This window comes from Polyangium sorediatum, assembly GCF_029946465.1.
Lineage (GTDB): Bacteria > Myxococcota_A > Polyangia > Polyangiales > Polyangiaceae > Polyangium > Polyangium fumosum.
The window spans coordinates 38,499-54,794 of record NZ_JARZHI010000051.1 but is presented as its reverse complement, the minus strand read 5'-3'; the positions used below and the strand labels follow the sequence as shown (position 1 = coordinate 54,794).

Annotated in this window: 15 protein-coding genes; 7 read left to right on the top strand and 8 right to left on the bottom strand. The window is 68.7% G+C overall.

Annotated elements, in window-relative coordinates; genetic code table 11:
• Positions 1-16: 16 nt before the first annotated feature.
• The 3 genes from QHF89_RS36445 to QHF89_RS36435 form a co-directional block, all read right to left on the bottom strand.
• Positions 17-484, bottom strand: coding sequence for a hypothetical protein (locus QHF89_RS36445; protein WP_136970470.1), 468 nt, complete (start codon positions 482-484; stop codon positions 17-19).
• A 220-nt stretch (positions 485-704) separates the two neighbouring features.
• Positions 705-1,283 (bottom strand): hypothetical protein, encoded by a 579-nt coding sequence (locus tag QHF89_RS36440; protein ID WP_136970471.1) that lies wholly within the window; start codon positions 1,281-1,283, stop codon positions 705-707.
• A gap of 134 nt (positions 1,284-1,417) precedes the next feature.
• Positions 1,418-2,020, bottom strand: a complete 603-nt coding sequence (locus QHF89_RS36435; protein WP_136970472.1) for a hypothetical protein — start codon at positions 2,018-2,020, stop codon at positions 1,418-1,420.
• Positions 2,021-2,297: 277 nt separating this feature from the next.
• Between QHF89_RS36435 and QHF89_RS36430 the strand changes: the two genes are divergently transcribed.
• Complete coding sequence (locus QHF89_RS36430; RefSeq protein WP_284721385.1) at positions 2,298-4,454, top strand: hypothetical protein; 2,157 nt, start codon at positions 2,298-2,300, stop codon at positions 4,452-4,454.
• A gap of 74 nt (positions 4,455-4,528) precedes the next feature.
• Here the strand turns inward: QHF89_RS36430 and QHF89_RS36425 are convergent, their stop codons facing one another.
• Genes QHF89_RS36425 through dhaK form a run of 4 tightly spaced genes read right to left on the bottom strand, consistent with a single transcriptional unit; the run spans position 4,529 to position 9,651 of the window.
• Positions 4,529-5,626 (bottom strand): DUF4241 domain-containing protein, encoded by a 1,098-nt coding sequence (locus QHF89_RS36425; RefSeq protein WP_136970473.1) that lies wholly within the window; start codon positions 5,624-5,626, stop codon positions 4,529-4,531.
• Positions 5,627-5,637: 11 nt separating this feature from the next.
• The gene (gene ptsP / locus QHF89_RS36420) at positions 5,638-8,016 is read right to left on the bottom strand and encodes a phosphoenolpyruvate--protein phosphotransferase (RefSeq protein WP_136970474.1); all 2,379 of its coding nucleotides are present in this window, start codon (positions 8,014-8,016) and stop codon (positions 5,638-5,640) included.
• Positions 8,013-8,636, bottom strand: coding sequence for a dihydroxyacetone kinase subunit DhaL (gene dhaL / locus QHF89_RS36415; protein ID WP_136970567.1), 624 nt, complete (start codon positions 8,634-8,636; stop codon positions 8,013-8,015). Before dhaL ends, ptsP begins: the two co-directional genes overlap by 4 nt.
• Before the next feature lie 13 nt (positions 8,637-8,649).
• Positions 8,650-9,651 carry a dihydroxyacetone kinase subunit DhaK gene (gene dhaK / locus QHF89_RS36410; protein WP_136935641.1) on the bottom strand — a complete coding sequence of 334 codons (1,002 nt, stop codon included), beginning with the start codon at positions 9,649-9,651 and terminating at the stop codon, positions 8,650-8,652.
• A gap of 170 nt (positions 9,652-9,821) precedes the next feature.
• On the opposite strand from dhaK, the gene QHF89_RS36405 reads away from it, so the two are divergent.
• The 3 genes from QHF89_RS36405 to QHF89_RS36395 all read left to right on the top strand — a co-directional run bounded on the left by QHF89_RS36405 (position 9,822) and on the right by QHF89_RS36395 (position 11,781).
• Entirely contained in the window at positions 9,822-10,187 is a 366-nt protein-coding gene (locus QHF89_RS36405; protein WP_136970475.1) for a hypothetical protein, read from the top strand.
• A gap of 83 nt (positions 10,188-10,270) precedes the next feature.
• The gene (locus tag QHF89_RS36400) at positions 10,271-10,768 is read left to right on the top strand and encodes a hypothetical protein (RefSeq protein ID WP_136935639.1); all 498 of its coding nucleotides are present in this window, start codon (positions 10,271-10,273) and stop codon (positions 10,766-10,768) included.
• Between the two features lie 14 nt (positions 10,769-10,782).
• On the top strand, positions 10,783-11,781 hold the full coding sequence (locus QHF89_RS36395; protein ID WP_136970476.1) for an HTTM domain-containing protein: 999 nt from the start codon (positions 10,783-10,785) through the stop codon (positions 11,779-11,781).
• On the opposite strand, the gene QHF89_RS36390 is transcribed toward QHF89_RS36395, so the two are convergent.
• Positions 11,697-12,926, bottom strand: coding sequence for a zinc-dependent alcohol dehydrogenase (locus QHF89_RS36390; protein ID WP_136970477.1), 1,230 nt, complete (start codon positions 12,924-12,926; stop codon positions 11,697-11,699). The genes QHF89_RS36395 and QHF89_RS36390 overlap by 85 nt on opposite strands.
• A 119-nt stretch (positions 12,927-13,045) precedes the next feature.
• On the opposite strand from QHF89_RS36390, the gene QHF89_RS36385 reads away from it, so the two are divergent.
• From QHF89_RS36385 to QHF89_RS36375, 3 genes are all read left to right on the top strand, one after another.
• On the top strand, positions 13,046-13,972 hold the full coding sequence (locus QHF89_RS36385; RefSeq protein ID WP_136970478.1) for a hypothetical protein: 927 nt from the start codon (positions 13,046-13,048) through the stop codon (positions 13,970-13,972).
• Between the two features lie 73 nt (positions 13,973-14,045).
• Positions 14,046-14,762 (top strand): hypothetical protein, encoded by a 717-nt coding sequence (locus tag QHF89_RS36380; RefSeq protein ID WP_136970479.1) that lies wholly within the window; start codon positions 14,046-14,048, stop codon positions 14,760-14,762.
• Between the two features lie 75 nt (positions 14,763-14,837).
• Positions 14,838-16,295, top strand: a complete 1,458-nt coding sequence (locus tag QHF89_RS36375) for a hypothetical protein (RefSeq protein ID WP_136970480.1) — start codon at positions 14,838-14,840, stop codon at positions 16,293-16,295.
• Position 16,296: the final 1 nt, after the last annotated feature.

The window sequence follows — 16,296 nt, the reverse complement described above, 5'->3', positions numbered from 1 at the left end:
GCCGCCCGGCCTGTGCTTACGGGGCGTGCATGCCGGGGATCACCGTACCTTCGCAGGTCGCAAGCACCCGGCTCCGGACCTCGAGGATTGGCATGGGGGGGTCATCCAAGTCCGGACACGGGTGGATCCGCCCGTCCTGCCCGACGACCGCGACGTCGCAGTCCGCGCGTGCGGCCTCGAGTCCAACGATGCGGCCGTCGCGGATGCGGATGGCGACACCGCTTGCGCCGCACGCCGCACATTCGATGTCGAGCCCGTTGAGGTGGAGGCCCCGTACGAGGAGATCGCGCAACAAGGGATCGCCGATGTTGCCCGCCTGGAGCGCACCCTTGAAATACACCCACGGCCGGATCCGGCCCTCATCGTCGAGCCTCCAGCGGAGCGCATCGCCGATGCGGTAAAACAGATCCTCCCAGGGCTGACGGCTGGGACAGTAGCCCCACTGGAATGCGATCAGGTCTTTGGGGCGCGTCGCGATCTCCACACTGCATCCAGGACATCGCACTCGCGCCACGAGATGGGCGTACGACGGCATGGGCGGAGCGTAGTCCCACGACGAAGGCGAGGCCATCCCATGCGTGCGAGGCTTCCGTCGAACTCCCCAGCGGAGGCCGGTGCGAGGCGTCTTTGCAGAGGTGAGCCCACGGAAGCGGACGCGAATGCGCGGAGGGACGGGGGGTCTCAGGCGGCCTGGCTCGCCGCGCTCACGTCTCCTGGCGGAGCGTGAAAAACCCTACCGCGGGGCCCTTGTTGCGATACGCCACGGTGAGCAAGAGCCGATGCGCCCCGTCGTCCGCGCAAAGGTTGATGCTGTACATGGTCCCCAGGCTCGAGAGCTTCTTGGTCACCTCATCGAGGAGCTCCTTCTCTTCCTCCACGACGTACTCGCGCCAATCGTCGATGTTGTCCTTCCCGAGGCCCGAGATCAACGCGAAACCCGGGAGCTTCCCCTTCCCTTCGCCCTCGCCCAGGACCTCGACCTTCGCGTTGTCGAATCCCCCGACCTTGAAGCGCGTCGTGGGGGCGATCCCGATCGCCTCGTAAAACGCCGGCGTACCGGGCTCGGGGCCCTCGAGCACGCACGGGAAATACCCGATATCAATGTCGCTCGTATGTACAAGATTCACGAGCAAGTCCGCGATCTCCGTGGCGAGCCGCGAGTCCTCGTCGTCTGTCCAGGGGCGGGGGGCGAGATACTTGTCGATGGACGCGACCAACGCGGGATTTTGCTCCTGGATACTGCCGCGGAGCGCATCGTTCATCGAGAGGGTGAGCTTGGACATAGGTGCGCACGCCTTTACGCCAAGCCCATGCGTCTCGCAAGCAAGAAAATTTCGGTGAGCGTGCTCCGGTCGCGCGCGAGATCACCCCCGGCGATCTCGCGCGCTTCGGCGGGGGATACGTCATCGGAGGAGCATCAATAATATCCGATCTGCCAATCCCAGCCGTGGTCGATGTGGCCGAGGTTGTCGGTGAACTCCCAGCCGACGATCGCGCCGTTGACGTCCTTCGTCCAATGGAAGGTGTAGACCGAGGCGGCGCCGGGGGCGGGCGAGGCAACGTTGGGATGGAGATCGACGTCCGCGTCGTCATAGGCGATCGTGACCGTGTCGCCGCCGATGGTGGCGCCATTCAGCGCGATGTCCCAGTTCACGGTCGCGAAGCCGTTGTTCCCGGGGGTGATCGTGATACGGCTGTCGTCGCTCCCCAGCGGGGTGTTCGGCTGCCCGAAGCCGAGCTGGAAGTCGACGCGGATCCCCGGATCGATGGTGTTGTAGATGTTATGGAAGAGGACGCAGCCCTGGCCGTAGCCCGAAGGGGAGCTGTCCGGGAGCATCTCCTCGCAGCAGTACGACTTGCCGTCGGGCGCCTGGTAGTGGTGGGGATGATCGGGGTAGGCGGAGCAGGCGCCGTCGAGCGGACTGCCGATGTTTTTCTTGGTCACGGCCTCGGCGTGGCCCGCGAGGAAGGCCTGGGCGATCACGAGTCCTGCGGCGGCGAGCTTGAGCGTGTTCTTCATGGGCTGTCTCTCCCTGGGCGCGAAGGGCACGAATCCTTTTGAGCGGCCTTCTCCGGCCACATTGGGACTACGATTCCGGGGGGCGAGACCTGACGAGGCTCGAAGAAAATAAATCGCTCGCTCCGCGGATGAGGATCTGTTCACACCCCCAGCCCGTGGTTGGCCGCCGCATCGAAGCGTGCTACGCGCCGAGGAGGCAGCAATCCTGGTTTCTTCGTCCTGCGTTCGGAGCCGCTCGATCACGTGCTCTCGGGGTGGGCGTGAAGAGAGAGTCAGCATGAGCGGATGGACGCGCAGGCCGGTGGGGCAGGGGATGGGGAGGGGCCTCCGGGGCGTCGCGCTCGCCCTCACGCTGACGGGGTGCGCCTCGTTCGAGCCTCCGCCCTCGAAGACGGCGGCCGAGCTGCTCGCGGCCGGCGATCCCGGGGCCGCGCTCGACGCGGCCGCTTTCTCCTATAAGGTGGACAAAGGCACACGGGAGCGCATCGCGCGCGCGGTGATGGCGGCCGCGGGGCCAAGCATCACGGTCGACGTGGTCCCGCCGGACGAGCTGAAAAAGACGACGGGAATCCACCTCCTGCGCGCCGTGGATCCCGCGTGGGTCTTCTTGCGCGTGCACGGCTCGGCGCGCAACGCGGCGCTCGGCGCCGTGAGCGCGCGTGTGCACGTCACGTCCGAGGACAAGGCGTTGCTCGTGATCGGCAAGGACGCGAAGTCGCTGACCGTGCTCACGGGCGAGACCTATCCGCCCGATATCGAGCACTCGAAGCTCACGACCGGCGATTTTCCGTTTCCTTTGCACCTGCTCACGGCAGGCGTGCTCACGGTGCTGACGGCGCGCGTGGACACGACATATTCGCGGCCGCCGGAGGAGACCGTGCGCGCCGCGGTGCCGCGCGCCCTCTTGCTCGAGAAGGCGCTCGCCGGGAGCTGCGCGAAGGGCCCTTGTGAAAACCGCTTCGTGCTCAGGCGCCCGCAGCGTGAGGACGCGCCGCTCTCGCTCGACGTGATCGTGAACGTCACGCGGCCCTCGGGCGTGGTCGTATCAGCGGTGGCGACGGTCCCCGTGCCCGAAGGGGGCCGGCTCGAGGAGCGGCTCGCGCGTGCGGCGACGCGGCTCGCCGTCGCGGAGCTGCCGGGCGCGCGCGTGGCGATCGGCCCGGACGCCGTGAAGGAAAGGCGCGCTTGTGATCGCGACTCTCTCGTGCGCTTGCGCGATTCGGCCTGCGCCCCGAGCGCGCCGTGGCCCACGGACGAGATCACGCCGATCGGGCTCGAATTGCCGAAGGTCCCCGAGCGGCTAGGCACGCCGAAGGAGAGCCTCGCGGCGCGGCCCTACGGGTGGACCGATACGAGCGATACGAAGTATGCGCCGACGCCCCTGCACTCGCTGCTCGACACGTCCCTGCCCGTCGCGGCGAAGGTGGAGGGCGGTGTGCTCGCGTGCGACACCGAGGCGTTCAACATTCCGAACGATGATGCCGATCGCGTGTTCGCAAACGTGACGATCGGCGACGAGACGTTCCGGGCAAGCGGCGAAGATTTCACGCTCCCCCTGGTCTCGCTCGGCCCAACATCCAAGGTTCAGGTTTCCTTTTACGACTGGGACTGGTTGAGCGGCAACGACCACCTCGCCAGCCTCACGCTGAAGCGCGAGGGCGCCACGATGGCAGGCTCCATCGGCTCCGGGGCGCGCCTCGATCGAACGCACGTATCCATGAAGTGCCACATCTTCGATCGGGGCGCCGTGGAGGCGGCGTTCGCGAAGGCGTGGTACCGCGCGGCGGACGCTCTCGACGCGTGCGTCGAGTCGCCCGTCGTCGTGCATCCGGAGAAGCGTGATTTTGGTCTCGGCGACTCCCCTCTTCACGAGGCGCAGCGCCGCGTGACCGCTGCGGCGGCCTTCGTGGGGTGGAGTGATCCGCGGGTCGCAGGGCTCGTGTCTCGTTGGGAGGAGCAGAACAGGCGATTCGGGGCGGGCATACGGCGCGCGATCGAGGGGCTCAAGACGGACCCTGCGGGCAGGGTCGTGCTGGAGCGCTCGGATTCGCCCGAGAGGAAGATTCATGGAGCGAGAGCGCGCTGCGGTGAGGCGGTGAAGCGCGAGATCGAGGCGAAGGGCAAGGCCGCGGCGGCACAATACGACGCTGCGTATCTCCCGAACATCTGCGCGATCGATATCGATGTCGAGAACCTCGACAAGTACCCGATGTATCCGAGTTGGTTCAGCGACAGGAGTCAGATCGTGCTCGACGATGGCAATGTGATCGACGTGGCCGTCCTCGCCGGCGGCGAGATCGCGCCGGGGACGCGGGCAACGTTCTCGCTCGTGCCCAAGCGGACGCCACGTCCCTCGTCACGCGCGGCGAAGCCGTGGAGGTTCGTCGCGCGCGGCTTGCGCTGGACGGAGTTCGTGCCCCTCTCGCCGCCGTGAGTCGATCCTCTCCCGCTTTCGTGCAACCGAACGGCCGCGCTCGTGCAGGAATGACGCCGCTGGCGACGGATACGTCAGCGCTTCTTCGTTTTGGGCGCCTTGATCGGCAGGTACCCCAGCACCGCCGCTTCGAGCACGTCCCAGTGCGCCGTGTACGAGGCTCCGATCTTCGCGGCGTAGGTATACGCGGCCGCATCGCCGATGGCGAGGGCGCTCGGCAGAGCCAGCGCGACACCCGCCTTGTGGTGCTCGTTGCCCACGTCGAGCGTAGCGCGCCCGCGCGTCCAGCGGAAATGGGCGTCCAAGACCGACTTGTACAGCGCCGTGGTGCGCACCTGGAAGGCGAGCCCGTCACGCGTGTAGGTGAGATCAAGCTCGCCCCCGTCCGACTTCACCTTGTACGCCGCATTCGGCCCTGAAAACCCCTTTGATTGCAGGAAGGCGCCGATGTCCCGCTCGATGGCGGCCACGAACGGCGCGAAGATTTCGGTGACGTTCTGCAGCTTGCGCTCCGGGGAGACCGGCTCCGCGAAGACGTTGAAGCTCGTGACGACACATGCCACCTCGCCGTCGGCATCGAGGCCGAAGTAGGTCGCATACGTCCCGTCGCCGTCGCCGGAGCGAAAGATCATCACGCTTTCGCTCGTGCTCCCGTGGGGCCGATGCGCCACCCACCGGCCTCCATTCGCGCGAAGCTCGGGGCTCACGACGTCGTAATAGCTCCCATAGGAGGGTCCCTCCGCCTTCCGGCGCGCGGCGTCCGCGTCGCGGAGGTGACGCAGGGCGGCTTCGTCGGCGAAGCAGCCGAGCCCCGCGTCGACGGGATACCCGAAGAACTGGCCCTCGCGCAGGTCTGCTGCATCTTGCCCGGCGATCGTGGCGAGTTCGAAATGGTCGATGGTCGTCTTCCGCAGTCGGATCTCGGCGAATCCGATCACCGACCCCTCTTTCGCGACGAAGAGATGAACGGGGTATTTCCCCGGCGCGAGGAGGCGCTCGAAGGGGGGCCGCTCGGGCTGCATCAGGGGATCGCAGGCCACGAGGCGCCCCGTGGTGATCACGATCTCGCCGGCGGGAACGACCTCCTTCACGCCAGCGGCCTTCTTGCCGGCGAGGTGGGCGTTGCGAATCGGGAGGAACGAGCGGGGGAGCGCGTAGCCGGGGGCGTTCATCACGCGAGACCCTACCCGATCTCGGCGGCGCCCGCGACGAGCGCCGCGGCGACGCGGGCGATGGCCGCCGGGCCCATGCTCAGGCGCGTGATCCCGAGCCCGACGAACGTCGCCGCGAGTTTTGGATCCGCCGCTGCCTCGCCGCAGACGGAGACGGCGCGCCCTGCGGCGAGGCCCGCTTTCGACACACGATCCACGAGGTCCAGCACCGCCGGATGTCCCGCGTCCGCGAGCGCCGCGAGCCTCGGATGGCCTCGCTCCGCCGCGAGCGTGTATTGCGTGAGATCGTTCGTCCCGATGCTGAAGAAATCGACATGCGGCGCGAGCCGATCCGCGAGCAGCGCCGCCGCCGGCACCTCCACCATGATGCCCAGCGGGACGGGCCAGAGGTACGGCTTTCCCGCGGCGTCGAGCGTCCGCGCGGCGCGCGCGAGGGCCGCCTTCGTGGCCTCGATTTCGGTCGCCGTCGATACCATCGGGATCATGAGCCGCACGTCCCGGCCCCGGCCGGCGCGGAGGATCGCGCGGAGCTGCGTCTCCAAGAGGTCGGGCCGATCGAGGGAGAGGCGAATGCCGCGGAGGCCGAGGTAAGGGTTTTCCTCGGGGGGAACGTGCAGCCAGGGCAAACGCTTGTCCCCGCCCGCGTCGAGCGTACGAATCACGACGGGCGCGCCGGGGAAGGCGGCGAGGACCTCGGCATACAGGTCCGCTTGTTCGTCCTCGCCGGGCGCGTCGCCGCGGTCGAGGAAGAACATTTCCGTACGCAAAAGGCCGATCCCGAAGGCGCCTGCTTCCTTGGCGGCGCGCGCCTCCAGCGCGCTCGCGGCATTGGCCCAAAGCTCGACGGTCGGGCCGGAGGGAAGGGGGACCTTGCCTTGAAGGGCCGCCACGGAGCGCCGCGCGGCCCGTTCTTCGGCGCGGCGGCGTTCGAGATCGGCCGTGAGGTCCGGGGGCGGATCGACCCACACCTCGCCGGTCGAACCATCGAGGCCGAGGCGGGCAGGGGATGCGGGCAGATTCTTCAGCATCGAGGCGGCTCCGAAGACCGCGGGAATGCCGGCGCCGCGCAGGAGGATCGCGGCGTGGGAGGTCGGGCCGCCGCGCAGGTCGACGACGCCGAGCACGCGCGTGGGGTCGAGGCGCGCGGCTTCACTCGGCAAAAGCTCGTCGGCGAGGAGGAGGGCCGGCGGGCCTTCGGGCAGGACGGCCGCGGGCGCGGCGCCGAGCGCGCGCAAGACGGCGAGCTCGACGTCGCGCAGGTCGGCGATCCGAGCGCGCATGTAGGGGTCGTCCGCGTTCGCGAGGGCCAGGGCCGCGCGCTCGATCCCCTCGTGGAAAGCCGCGGCAGCATGCTGGTGCTGGTTCGTGATGAGCTCACGGGCCGCCTGCAGGATGACGGGATCCCGGAGCAACGTGGCGTGCAGGGTCGCCATGTCGTCACGGCCAAACGCGCTGCGGATCTCCGCCTCGACCTCGTCGAGCGCGGCCGTGAGCCGACCGAGCTCCGCGGGGGGATCTTTGGGGAAGGCATGCGAGAAACGGATCTCGGCTCGTTCCAGGCGGACACACGGCCCCACGGCAACACCGGGCGCAATGGGGATCCCGCGCTCGTTCGTGGCCGTTTCGGGCGCCGGCGGCGGGGGCGCGTCGGGTGTCGCGCCGAACGTGCGCACGAGGGCGGCCATGGCGCGGACGGCGGCCTCCGCCTGGCGCCCCGAGGCGGCGATGCGCAAAACATCCCCCCGCCCAGCCTGAAGCCCCGCGAGGAGGACGATGCTGTCCGCCGCGCGCGGTCCCTTTCCATTCGTTCGATTCTCGATCGCGACCTTCGCGTCGAACTGGGCGGCGCAGGACACGAGCCGCGCCGCGGGGCGCGCATGCAGGCCGTGCTCGTCCCCGAGGATGGCGTCCTCCAAAAACACGTTTTCCGTGCTCTCTTCGACCGACACGGGCGCGGGGGCGGGCATGGCCTCCCCGAGCTGCTCCTCCTTGGCCACGAGCCCTCGTCGTGCCTCGGCCGCGACCTCGTCGAGCGTCCCGCCGCCCGCCGCGCGCACGGCCGCGGCCACGGCGCCTTCGACGAAGGGCCCGGCCGAGAGCCGCGTCTTCGCCGCAATCGACGTATCCACGAGATCGAGCGCGGTCTCGGCGCTCAAGAGGGCGCTGCCGAGATCCATCAAGACGACCACGCCCTTCGCGCCGGCCGCGCGTTCGAGCGCCGCCACGATGGCCATGGCGTCGGTGCCGAGCGCCTCGCCCGCCTCGCCGACGCCGGCCGCGCATTCGACGACCACTGCATCGCCCGTCATCTGCGTCGCGAGCGCGCGCGTGGCCTCGGCGAGCGCGCGGCTATGGGAGACCAGGACGAGCCCGACCGTCGTTTTGCTCATTCCGCTCCCGCCTCGGCGAGGCTCTGGAGCAGGAGCCACATCGACGTGGCGCCCGGATCCTGATGGCCCGCGCTTCGCTCCCCGAGATAACTCGCCCGTCCTTTGCGCGCCACGAGCGGAATCGTCGCCTCCGCGCCCAGCCGCGCCGCCTCGGCCGCCTGCGCGAGCGCTTCGGCGAGCGAGACCCCCTCCGCGCCTTCGAAGGCCCGGATCGCCGGCCCCAGCGCGTCGACCATCGTCTTGTCGAGCGGCTCGGCTTTGCCGCGCTTCTGGATCCCCGCGAGCCCGGCCGCGAGCGATTGCAGGATCACCACGCGATCGATCTCCGGTTTCCCCGCCGAGATTTTCGCGGCTTCCAGGAACAAGGTCCCGTAGAGCGGCCCGCTCGCGCCTCCGACGGTCGAGAGCAACGTCATGCCCACCATTTTCAGGATTGCGCCGATGTCGTCGCGGGGATGCGCTGTGAGCTTGCCGCGCACGGCCGAGAAGCCACGCGCCATGTTCGCCCCGTGATCACTGTCGCCGATGGCCGCGTCGAGCTCGGTCAGCGTTTTCTCGTTTTCCTCGATCACCTCGGCCGCGCGCTCGATCCACTGGACCACGGTGTCCGCGTTCAAGATTCCGCTCCCCACGTCACACCCCCCAGCGCAGCGCCGCCGTGTGCACGGGCGCGTCCCAATACCGGACCATCTCCTCGTCGACCTGGAGGAGGGTGATGGACACGCCCGCCATTTCGAGCGAGGTGATGTACGGCCCGACGAGGCTCCGCACGACCCGCAGGCCCCGCGCCGCCGCGATCTCGTGCGCCTTGCGGAACACCACGTACAGCTCGAGGAGCGGCGTCGCGCCAAGGCCATTGACGAAGAGGAGCACGTCTTTTCCAGCCTGGAACGGGAGATCGTCGAGGATCGGATGCATCAGCATCTCCGTGATGCGATCGGCTGGTTCGAGCTTCGCGCGCCTTCGACCGGGCTCGCCGTGGATCCCGATCCCGACCTCCATCTCGTCCGGCCCGAGCTCGAACGAGGGTTTCCCTGCGTGCGGCACCGTGCACGGGCTGAGCGCGATCCCCATGCTGCGCCCGTGCTCGTTCACGCGCCGGCCGAGGGCCGCGACGTCCGCCAAGGCGCGCCCCGCCTCGGCCGCGGCGCCGCAGATCTTCTCGACGAGCACCGTCGCCCCGACGCCGCGGCGCCCCGCCGTGTAAAGGCTGTTCTCCACGGCCACGTCGTCATTCACGAGCACGGTCTCGGTGGTGATTCCGAGGTCGCGCGCGAGCTCGCCGGCCATCTCGAAATTCATGACGTCGCCGGTGTAGTTCTTGACGATGTGGACGACGCCCGCCCCGCCGTCGACGGCGCGCGTGGCTTCGAGGATCTGGTCCGGCGTGGGGCTCGTGAACACCGCGCCGGGACACGCGGCGTCGAGCATGCCGCGCCCGACGAACCCCCCATGCAAAGGCTCGTGCCCGCTGCCGCCCCCGGAGAGCACCGCGACCTTGCCCCGCACGGGCGCGTCGGCGCGCACGAGGAAAGCCGGGTCGACGTGGACGCGGAGGAGGCCCGGGTGCGCGAGGGCCATGCCCGCGAGGGCCTCCTTCACGAGATCGGAGGGCGCGTTGAGGAGCTTCTTCATCGCGCGGAGGATACCGAAAGAGGGGAGCGGCTCGCGAGCGGAAACGGCGGAGGCGGGAGAGAGGCGGGGGCGGAGAATGAAGACGGCGAAACCTTCGTGCGAGCGTACCGCGCGGATGGCCCTTGCCGTTCGGCGTGACGACTGCACGTTCCGGACAGGAAGGGGGATTCATGCTCAAGAATTTCATTCGTTCGTTGCTCGTGGCAGGCGTGTTGGGTGCGGGGCTCGGCGTGGTCGCGGCGCCGTCCGCGGCCCGTGCGGACATCCCGGCGGATCCGGAGCTCGTCGCGGAAGACGTGGGCGTGTCCGAGGATGCCTTGAACGAGTCCGACGAAGCCGTAGACGAAGCCGAGGATGCCCTGAGCACCCAACCGTGGGACCGTCGTTATGACCGTCGCTACGATCGTCGCTATGATCGCCGCTACGATCGTCGCTACGACCGTCGCTACGACGGACGCTACGACCGTCGCTACGATCGTCGCTACGACCGTCGCTACGATCGTCGTTACGATCGTCGCTACGACCGCTGGGATTGACGCAGATCCTGGACGAGCAGGCAGCTCATGAAGACCGCCCACCGGGAAACCGGTGGGCGGTGCTGTGATGTAAGGAGTCGACCATGCGCACCGTGCCGCGCCGATGGCTGATCGGGCTTGCCGCCGCTCATTTGCTTTTCGTGACGCTCGGAGCCGCGGACATGCCCTTGCTCCATGTCGGGCCCATCGGGCGCGTCCTCTCGCACTACAGCGACCTCTCGGGTGCAGGAACGGGGTACGGGTTTTTCGCGCCCGTGGCGCGTGACCAGCTCATGCTCCATTTCGATTTGATCGATCACGAGGGACGCAAAACGACGACCACCCTCGAAACGGGCGGGAGCCGCGAGGTCGACCTCCGCCTCTCCCATGTCGCGGCCGAGTTCCAGTATGACGATTCCGAGCGCCGGCGCGCCCTCGCCACCGCGCTCGCCGCGAGGATGTTCACCCGGAACCCGGAGGCGCGTGAGGTCGTCGTGCGCGCCGAAGACTTCGAATCGGTCTCGATGGAGGAGCACAGAAACGGGCGCACGCCGCGCGTGACGCCGGTCTACCAGGCGAAATTCAAGCGCGGATCTCGGTGAGACAGGGGGACATCATGGAACGGTCGATCCTGGATGAGCTCGCTGTGAAGGCACGCGTGCGCGGCGCCGTCGACGCCTTCTTGTTCGCCCCGGCCACGGCGCGGCCGCTCGCGGTCTTGCGCATCGGCCTCGCCCTCGTGCTGCTCGTGCAGGCCGCCACGCTTCGCCCCGAGGTCGTCGATTGGTTCTCGCGCGACGGCCTGTTCCAGGGCATCGGCAACGCCTCGAGCGCGTCGTTCGGGCCGCGCGTCCACGACCTGCTCGCAGGGCTCTCTTGGCTCGGGCTCGGCGAAGGGGGCGGCATTCGTGTCCTCGGCGCCGCCTACGTCGCGGCCCTCGCCCTGCTCGCCGTTGGCCTGGGCACGCGGCTCGCCGCCTTGGTCGCGTGGTTCCTCCACTGGACCTTCATGCTCAGCGCCGATCCGCTGGGCTACGGGATGGACCGGTACGCCCACATTTTCCTTTTTTACCTGATATGGGTCCCCGCCGGCCGTGCGATCTCGCTCGACGCGACGCTCTTCCGTCCGGCGTCCGCGTCCACATCGACGGCGCGGTTCGGGCTGCGCGTGATGCAGATTCACATGGCCATCTCGTACCTCGCCAGCGGCATCGAGAAGGCCTCCGGCATCGACTGGTGGGACGGAGAGCTCCTCTTCCGGGCGCTCTCGTTCCCGGATTGCAAGCAATTCGACATGTCGTGGCTCGCGTTTTATCCCGCGATCTCGCAGCTCGCCTGCGTCGGCACGCTCGTCGTCGAGCTCGGGTATTGCGTGTTCATCTGGCCGCGGCGCACGCGGAGGTTGTGGCTCGCGGCGATCCTCGCGCTTCACGTCGGGATCGCCGTCTTCCTCGGCCTCCACTTCTTCGGCGCGATCATGTTCGTGCTGAACTTCGCGCTCTTCGGCGTCTCCCCCGAGCCGCGCCCCGATCAGGCCGCCTTTTTCGCAGGGGCGGAGGCCGGCGCGAGCTCGACCTTGACCCAGCCCGGCATGCGCCGATCGAATGCCTTGTAGGCGTCGATCACCGAGACGAGCGGCTCCCGGTTCGTGAGGATCTTCGTGGGATCCACGACGCCGCTCGCGACGAGGTCGAGCAGCTTCGGGATGAACCGGCGGTGCGGGCAGTTGCCCATGTTCACCGTGAGGTTTCGCGACATGGCGATGCCGATCGGGAACCATTTCATCTGCGGCGGATACACGCCGATGATGGACAACGTCCCGGCCTTCGCGAGCGCCTCCACGGCCCAGGTGAGCGCCTGCGACGGGGCATCCCCCGGGTGCCAGTTGTCGCCGTCTTCGTTCGTCCGCGGCGCCACCTGCTCGATCATTCGCTCGGCCTCTTTTTTCTCCTCGCGGCTGACCTTCGCCGGCCCGGCGTGCGGGCGGTTCGCGTCGACGCCGACGGCGTCGATCGCGCGGTCCACGCCGATCCCGTCGGTGAGGCGCTGGATCGTCTCGATCGGGTCCTCCTCATTGTAATCGATGACCTCCGCGCCGAGCGCCCGCGCCATGTCGAGGCGCGAGGGGACAGCGTCGATCGCGAGGACCCGATCCGCGCCGAGCATCTGCGCGCTCACGATCGCGAAGAGGCCCACGGGCCCGCAGCCGAACACGGCCACGGTGTCGCCCGGCGTGATCTCGGCGATCTCCGCCCCGAAATACCCCGTCGGGAAGATGTCCGAGAGCAGGATCGCCTGATCGTCGCTCACGCCGTCGGGCAGCTTCACGAGGCCCACGTGCGCGAAGGGGACGCGGGCAAACTCGGCCTGGAGCCCGTCGAACGGGCCGGTCTGGATGGGCCCGCCGAAGAAGGCCGTCCCCGCCTGCTTGCCATTCGGGTTCTTGTCGCACTGCGATTGGTAGCCGGCTCGGCAATACGAGCAGGTACCGCAGGCGATGGTCGAGGCGACGACGACGCGGTCGCCCTTCCGCAGATTGCGCACGTCTTTGCCGAGCTCCTCGACGACCCCGACCCCCTCGTGCCCGAGGATCGTGCCCGGCTTCATCCCGGACATGGTCCCGCGGACGAAGTGCAGATCGGTCCCGCAGATCGCGCTCGCCGTCAGGCGCACGATCGCGTCCGTCGGCTCTTTGATCTTCGGCTCGCGGACGTCATCCAGCCGGATGTCGCCCACCCCGTGAAACACGACGGCTTTCATGCAGCCACCCCCTCGCCTGGGCCCTAACGCCGGCGACCCGTCTTGCCCAGGGAAGAAACATGCCTCGGATTGCTCGGTGCGCCCTTCACCCGGCCGCTCGTTTGCTCTATGAAGGATCCATGAGCTTCGTTGCACGGTGGGTGGCTGTGGTGGCGCTGGTGGGCGCTTCTTCCGCAGGTGTGGCGCGGGCGGACGACGGCGCGGCCGAGGCCGCAGCCCCGGAGCCGGCCTCGGTCCCGGTCGCGGTCACGACAGGGGCCGCCGAGATTCAGCTCAAGAATGGCAGCACGATGCGCGGCACCCTCGTCAACGTCGAGCCGGGGCAACGCGTCATCGTCATCGTCGCGGGGGAGCAGAGCGTCATCCCGTGGAGCGAGATCGCCAAGATCGCGGGCGGCCCGCAGGAAGCCACCGCCCCCGCGCCGCCGGCCGCCCCCGCGCCGCCGGCCGCCCCCGCGCCGCTCACGCCGGGGCTCGGCGTGCCGTTCCTCCACATCGAATCGGACTGGCCCAACGTGGAGCTCGCGCGGGTCGAGGGTGAGATGGGTGGCGGCGGCTACCAGCACCAACCGTACGTTGGGCCCAATGCGATCACCAAGTTCGTGTGCAGCGCGCCGTGCAACCGGCTCGTCGACGGTCGGGACGGCCATCGGTTCTTCATCAGCGGCCCCGGCATGTTCCCGGGCGAGTCCTTCCGCCTCGATTCCCAGGAGGGCCCTGTGACGGTGCGCGTCAAAGGCACCAGCATGGGCCGGTTCGCGTCGGGGATCCTCCTGGTGTCGATGGGCGGCGTGCTCAGCCTCGGCGGCGTCATGTTCACCGCTGCGAGTTTCACCATGAACGATACCCCGACGCCCCAGGACCGTGAGCCGATGAAGGACGTTCGGGCCGTCCGGACGATCGGCCTCATCACGCTCGGCATCGGCGTGGCGTCGGTGGTCGGGGGGGCGATGCTCCTGTCGGACGGCCGCACGCGGGTCGAGCTCGTCAAGGCGCAGGGCGCGAACACGGGCGTCGTGCTGGAGAACGGGGTTTTGCGGTTCTGACGGGATAAAGGCGGGCGCGGGGCGGCTTGTCACCCAGGCGTACGGGCTTAGGTACGTCGGGGAGGGCATGACCATGAAGCACGTTTTCCCGCTTCTCGCGCTTGGTCTCGGTCTCGTGACTGGCTTCGCGGCGGAGGCGTCGGCGCGGGATCCGGTCATCATCCAGCATCCGCCGCCGCGCGTGCCGGCGGTCGACGTGGAGCCGTTCCTCGACGCGGGGTGCGTCCGGAGCGACGACACGCTGGATTGCTCGGCCTCGCCCACGATTCAGCCCTTCGGGTGCTTCGGAAATACCCTGCACATCGACGAGGCGCTCGGCGGTCTCGCGCCGCGCGTGGCCATCGCGTCGTGCAACGCGGACGCGCGCGAGGATGGGGCTGTGGGGATCGTCAACCTCGGCTGCATGTTGCCGCAGAAGCGGCGCTATCTGCTGGCGACGGGCGGCGGGCGCTTCGAGCTGCTCGACACGGCCGCGGCGTTCCTCGACCGCTTCGCCCCGGTGACCTCGCAGGCGGAGGCGCTCGGCTTCGCGGTCGCGCTCACGACGGCGACCCCGGAGTACACGATCGAGATCAACGACGGCCGCGATTTCCTGGTGGATCGCATCGAGACGACGAACGTCCGGAAGGTCCGGGGGGGATACCGGGTGCGGCTGTTCGACATGGAGGTCTGCGGGTGCGGGCTGCACCCGACGTCGGCGGTGGATTATTTCGTGCCGAATAGCGGGCGCGTGCGGGTCGCGGCTCGGGCGCAGGTGTATCAATTCTCAGGCTTCGTCTGCATCGATTGACAGGGGCGGCGAGCCCACGCGGGCGCGTCCCGTGTGGACAAGGGCGCACCGATCGCCGATAGTTCCGGGCGGCCCATGCAGAGGACCGCCCGTTTTCCTGTCCTGTTCCCGCTCGTCGTGATGCTCGCTTGCGTCGCGTCGTGCAAGAAGAGTGATCCCCCGCCGCCCCAGCAGGATCCGCCGAAAGCTGCGGCGAGCGTGGCCCCGAGCGCGAGCGCGGCCTCGGCGCAGCCTGCGGGGCCGAAGGCCGTGCCCACGCTCGTCCTCGAAGAATTCGCGCCCGCGGGCGGCAGCAAGCCGGAGGCCGTGTTCGACGTCGAGGGCGCGATCGTCGTCACGCACAAGCAACGCGTCGGCCGGATTGCGGGCGACGGCGTCGAATGGCTGAAGGAGACGATCCCGCCCGAGATTGGCGGGCCGCAGGCGACGGTCATCGATTCCGTGCAAGGCCGCTGGCCCGACGCGATCGACGTGCTCTATCGCAGCGACAGCATGCGGGCGCCGGTGCCCTCGTACATGCCGCTGACCGGAAAGGGAGCGAGCAAATCCTTCGCCTTGGGCGGTGGCCCGGCCGCGCTCAACGGCATCGCCCGGATCGGAGAATCGGTCCTGCTCCTGGGCTGGTCGTACGCGTACGGCGACGGGATCTTTTTCTCGACCGTGCGCGGGCCCAAGCTCGATCGGAAGCAGCAGATGCCCACGGAAGCGGGCTGCAAGCCGGGGGAGGTCGAGCCCAGCGAGTTCATGCCGATTCGCCCCGCGATATGGGCGGACACGATCGCCGCCTCGAAATCGGGCGTGCTCGTCGCCGTCGGCCAGATGTGCCACACGCGGGGGCCGGCGCTGGAGGTGTGGGATGCGGACGCGACGAAATCGCGGTTCATCGATGTCCGGCCTCTGGTGAAAGACATCGGCTGGTGGCCGAAGCTCCTCGGCGGCAAGGACGAGGTTTGGCTGTATGCGGGGAAAAACAACCCGATTCTCCAGCTCAAAGGCGGCGAGCTCACGGCGCTGCCCCGGACCGCGGCGCCGCCGACGCTCGCGTTCGTCTCGACGAGCGGCGTCTTGCACGTGGTCGCGGGGCCCTCGCTCGAGCGATGGGAGGGCGGCCAATGGGTGGAGGTCGGAAAGCTCTCCTGGCCCATGATCTTCCGCACGATGGTCGTCGACGGCGACGCGATGTGGGCGTCCGCCGAGGGCAAGGTGTATCGGGTCCGCGAGGGGAAAGGCTGGTCGTTCGCGGAGGGGTGCAAGACGCCGCTCGTGTATCTCTACGACGTGAACCCTGGGAACGCGAACAACTTCACGTTCCCGGGGACCCGCAAGGCCCTCGCCACGTTCCCCGGCGTCGCCGACATTCGATTGGTCGAGTTTTCCGAGGGCGGGCGGCGGCTCGGCGTCGAGGTGAAGAACCAGGCGCAGGGGGAGGTCCTCATCTCGCACGTGAAGGCCACGATGCAAGACGAGAACCCGATCTTGATTTGCCACGCACCGGAGAAACCGCGCGTCATCGAGATCAAAGACGGGAAATGAG

What these genes read in the sequence shown, in the direction of transcription:
- QHF89_RS36435 (WP_136970472.1), bottom strand. Translation starts at nt 2,020, where the DNA reads ATGAAGAACACGCTCAAGCTCGCCGCCGCAGGACTCGTGATCGCCCAG.
- QHF89_RS36405 (WP_136970475.1), top strand. Translation starts at nt 9,822, where the DNA reads ATGCTCAAGAATTTCATTCGTTCGTTGCTCGTGGCAGGCGTGTTGGGT.
- QHF89_RS36430 (WP_284721385.1), top strand. Translation starts at nt 2,298, where the DNA reads ATGAGCGGATGGACGCGCAGGCCGGTGGGGCAGGGGATGGGGAGGGGC.
- QHF89_RS36385 (WP_136970478.1), top strand. Translation starts at nt 13,046, where the DNA reads ATGAGCTTCGTTGCACGGTGGGTGGCTGTGGTGGCGCTGGTGGGCGCT.
- QHF89_RS36375 (WP_136970480.1), top strand. Translation starts at nt 14,838, where the DNA reads ATGCAGAGGACCGCCCGTTTTCCTGTCCTGTTCCCGCTCGTCGTGATG.
- QHF89_RS36395 (WP_136970476.1), top strand. Translation starts at nt 10,783, where the DNA reads ATGGAACGGTCGATCCTGGATGAGCTCGCTGTGAAGGCACGCGTGCGC.
- ptsP (WP_136970474.1), bottom strand. Translation starts at nt 8,016, where the DNA reads ATGAGCAAAACGACGGTCGGGCTCGTCCTGGTCTCCCATAGCCGCGCG.
- dhaK (WP_136935641.1), bottom strand. Translation starts at nt 9,651, where the DNA reads ATGAAGAAGCTCCTCAACGCGCCCTCCGATCTCGTGAAGGAGGCCCTC.
- QHF89_RS36440 (WP_136970471.1), bottom strand. Translation starts at nt 1,283, where the DNA reads ATGTCCAAGCTCACCCTCTCGATGAACGATGCGCTCCGCGGCAGTATC.
- QHF89_RS36425 (WP_136970473.1), bottom strand. Translation starts at nt 5,626, where the DNA reads ATGAACGCCCCCGGCTACGCGCTCCCCCGCTCGTTCCTCCCGATTCGC.
- QHF89_RS36400 (WP_136935639.1), top strand. Translation starts at nt 10,271, where the DNA reads ATGCGCACCGTGCCGCGCCGATGGCTGATCGGGCTTGCCGCCGCTCAT.
- QHF89_RS36390 (WP_136970477.1), bottom strand. Translation starts at nt 12,926, where the DNA reads ATGAAAGCCGTCGTGTTTCACGGGGTGGGCGACATCCGGCTGGATGAC.
- QHF89_RS36380 (WP_136970479.1), top strand. Translation starts at nt 14,046, where the DNA reads ATGAAGCACGTTTTCCCGCTTCTCGCGCTTGGTCTCGGTCTCGTGACT.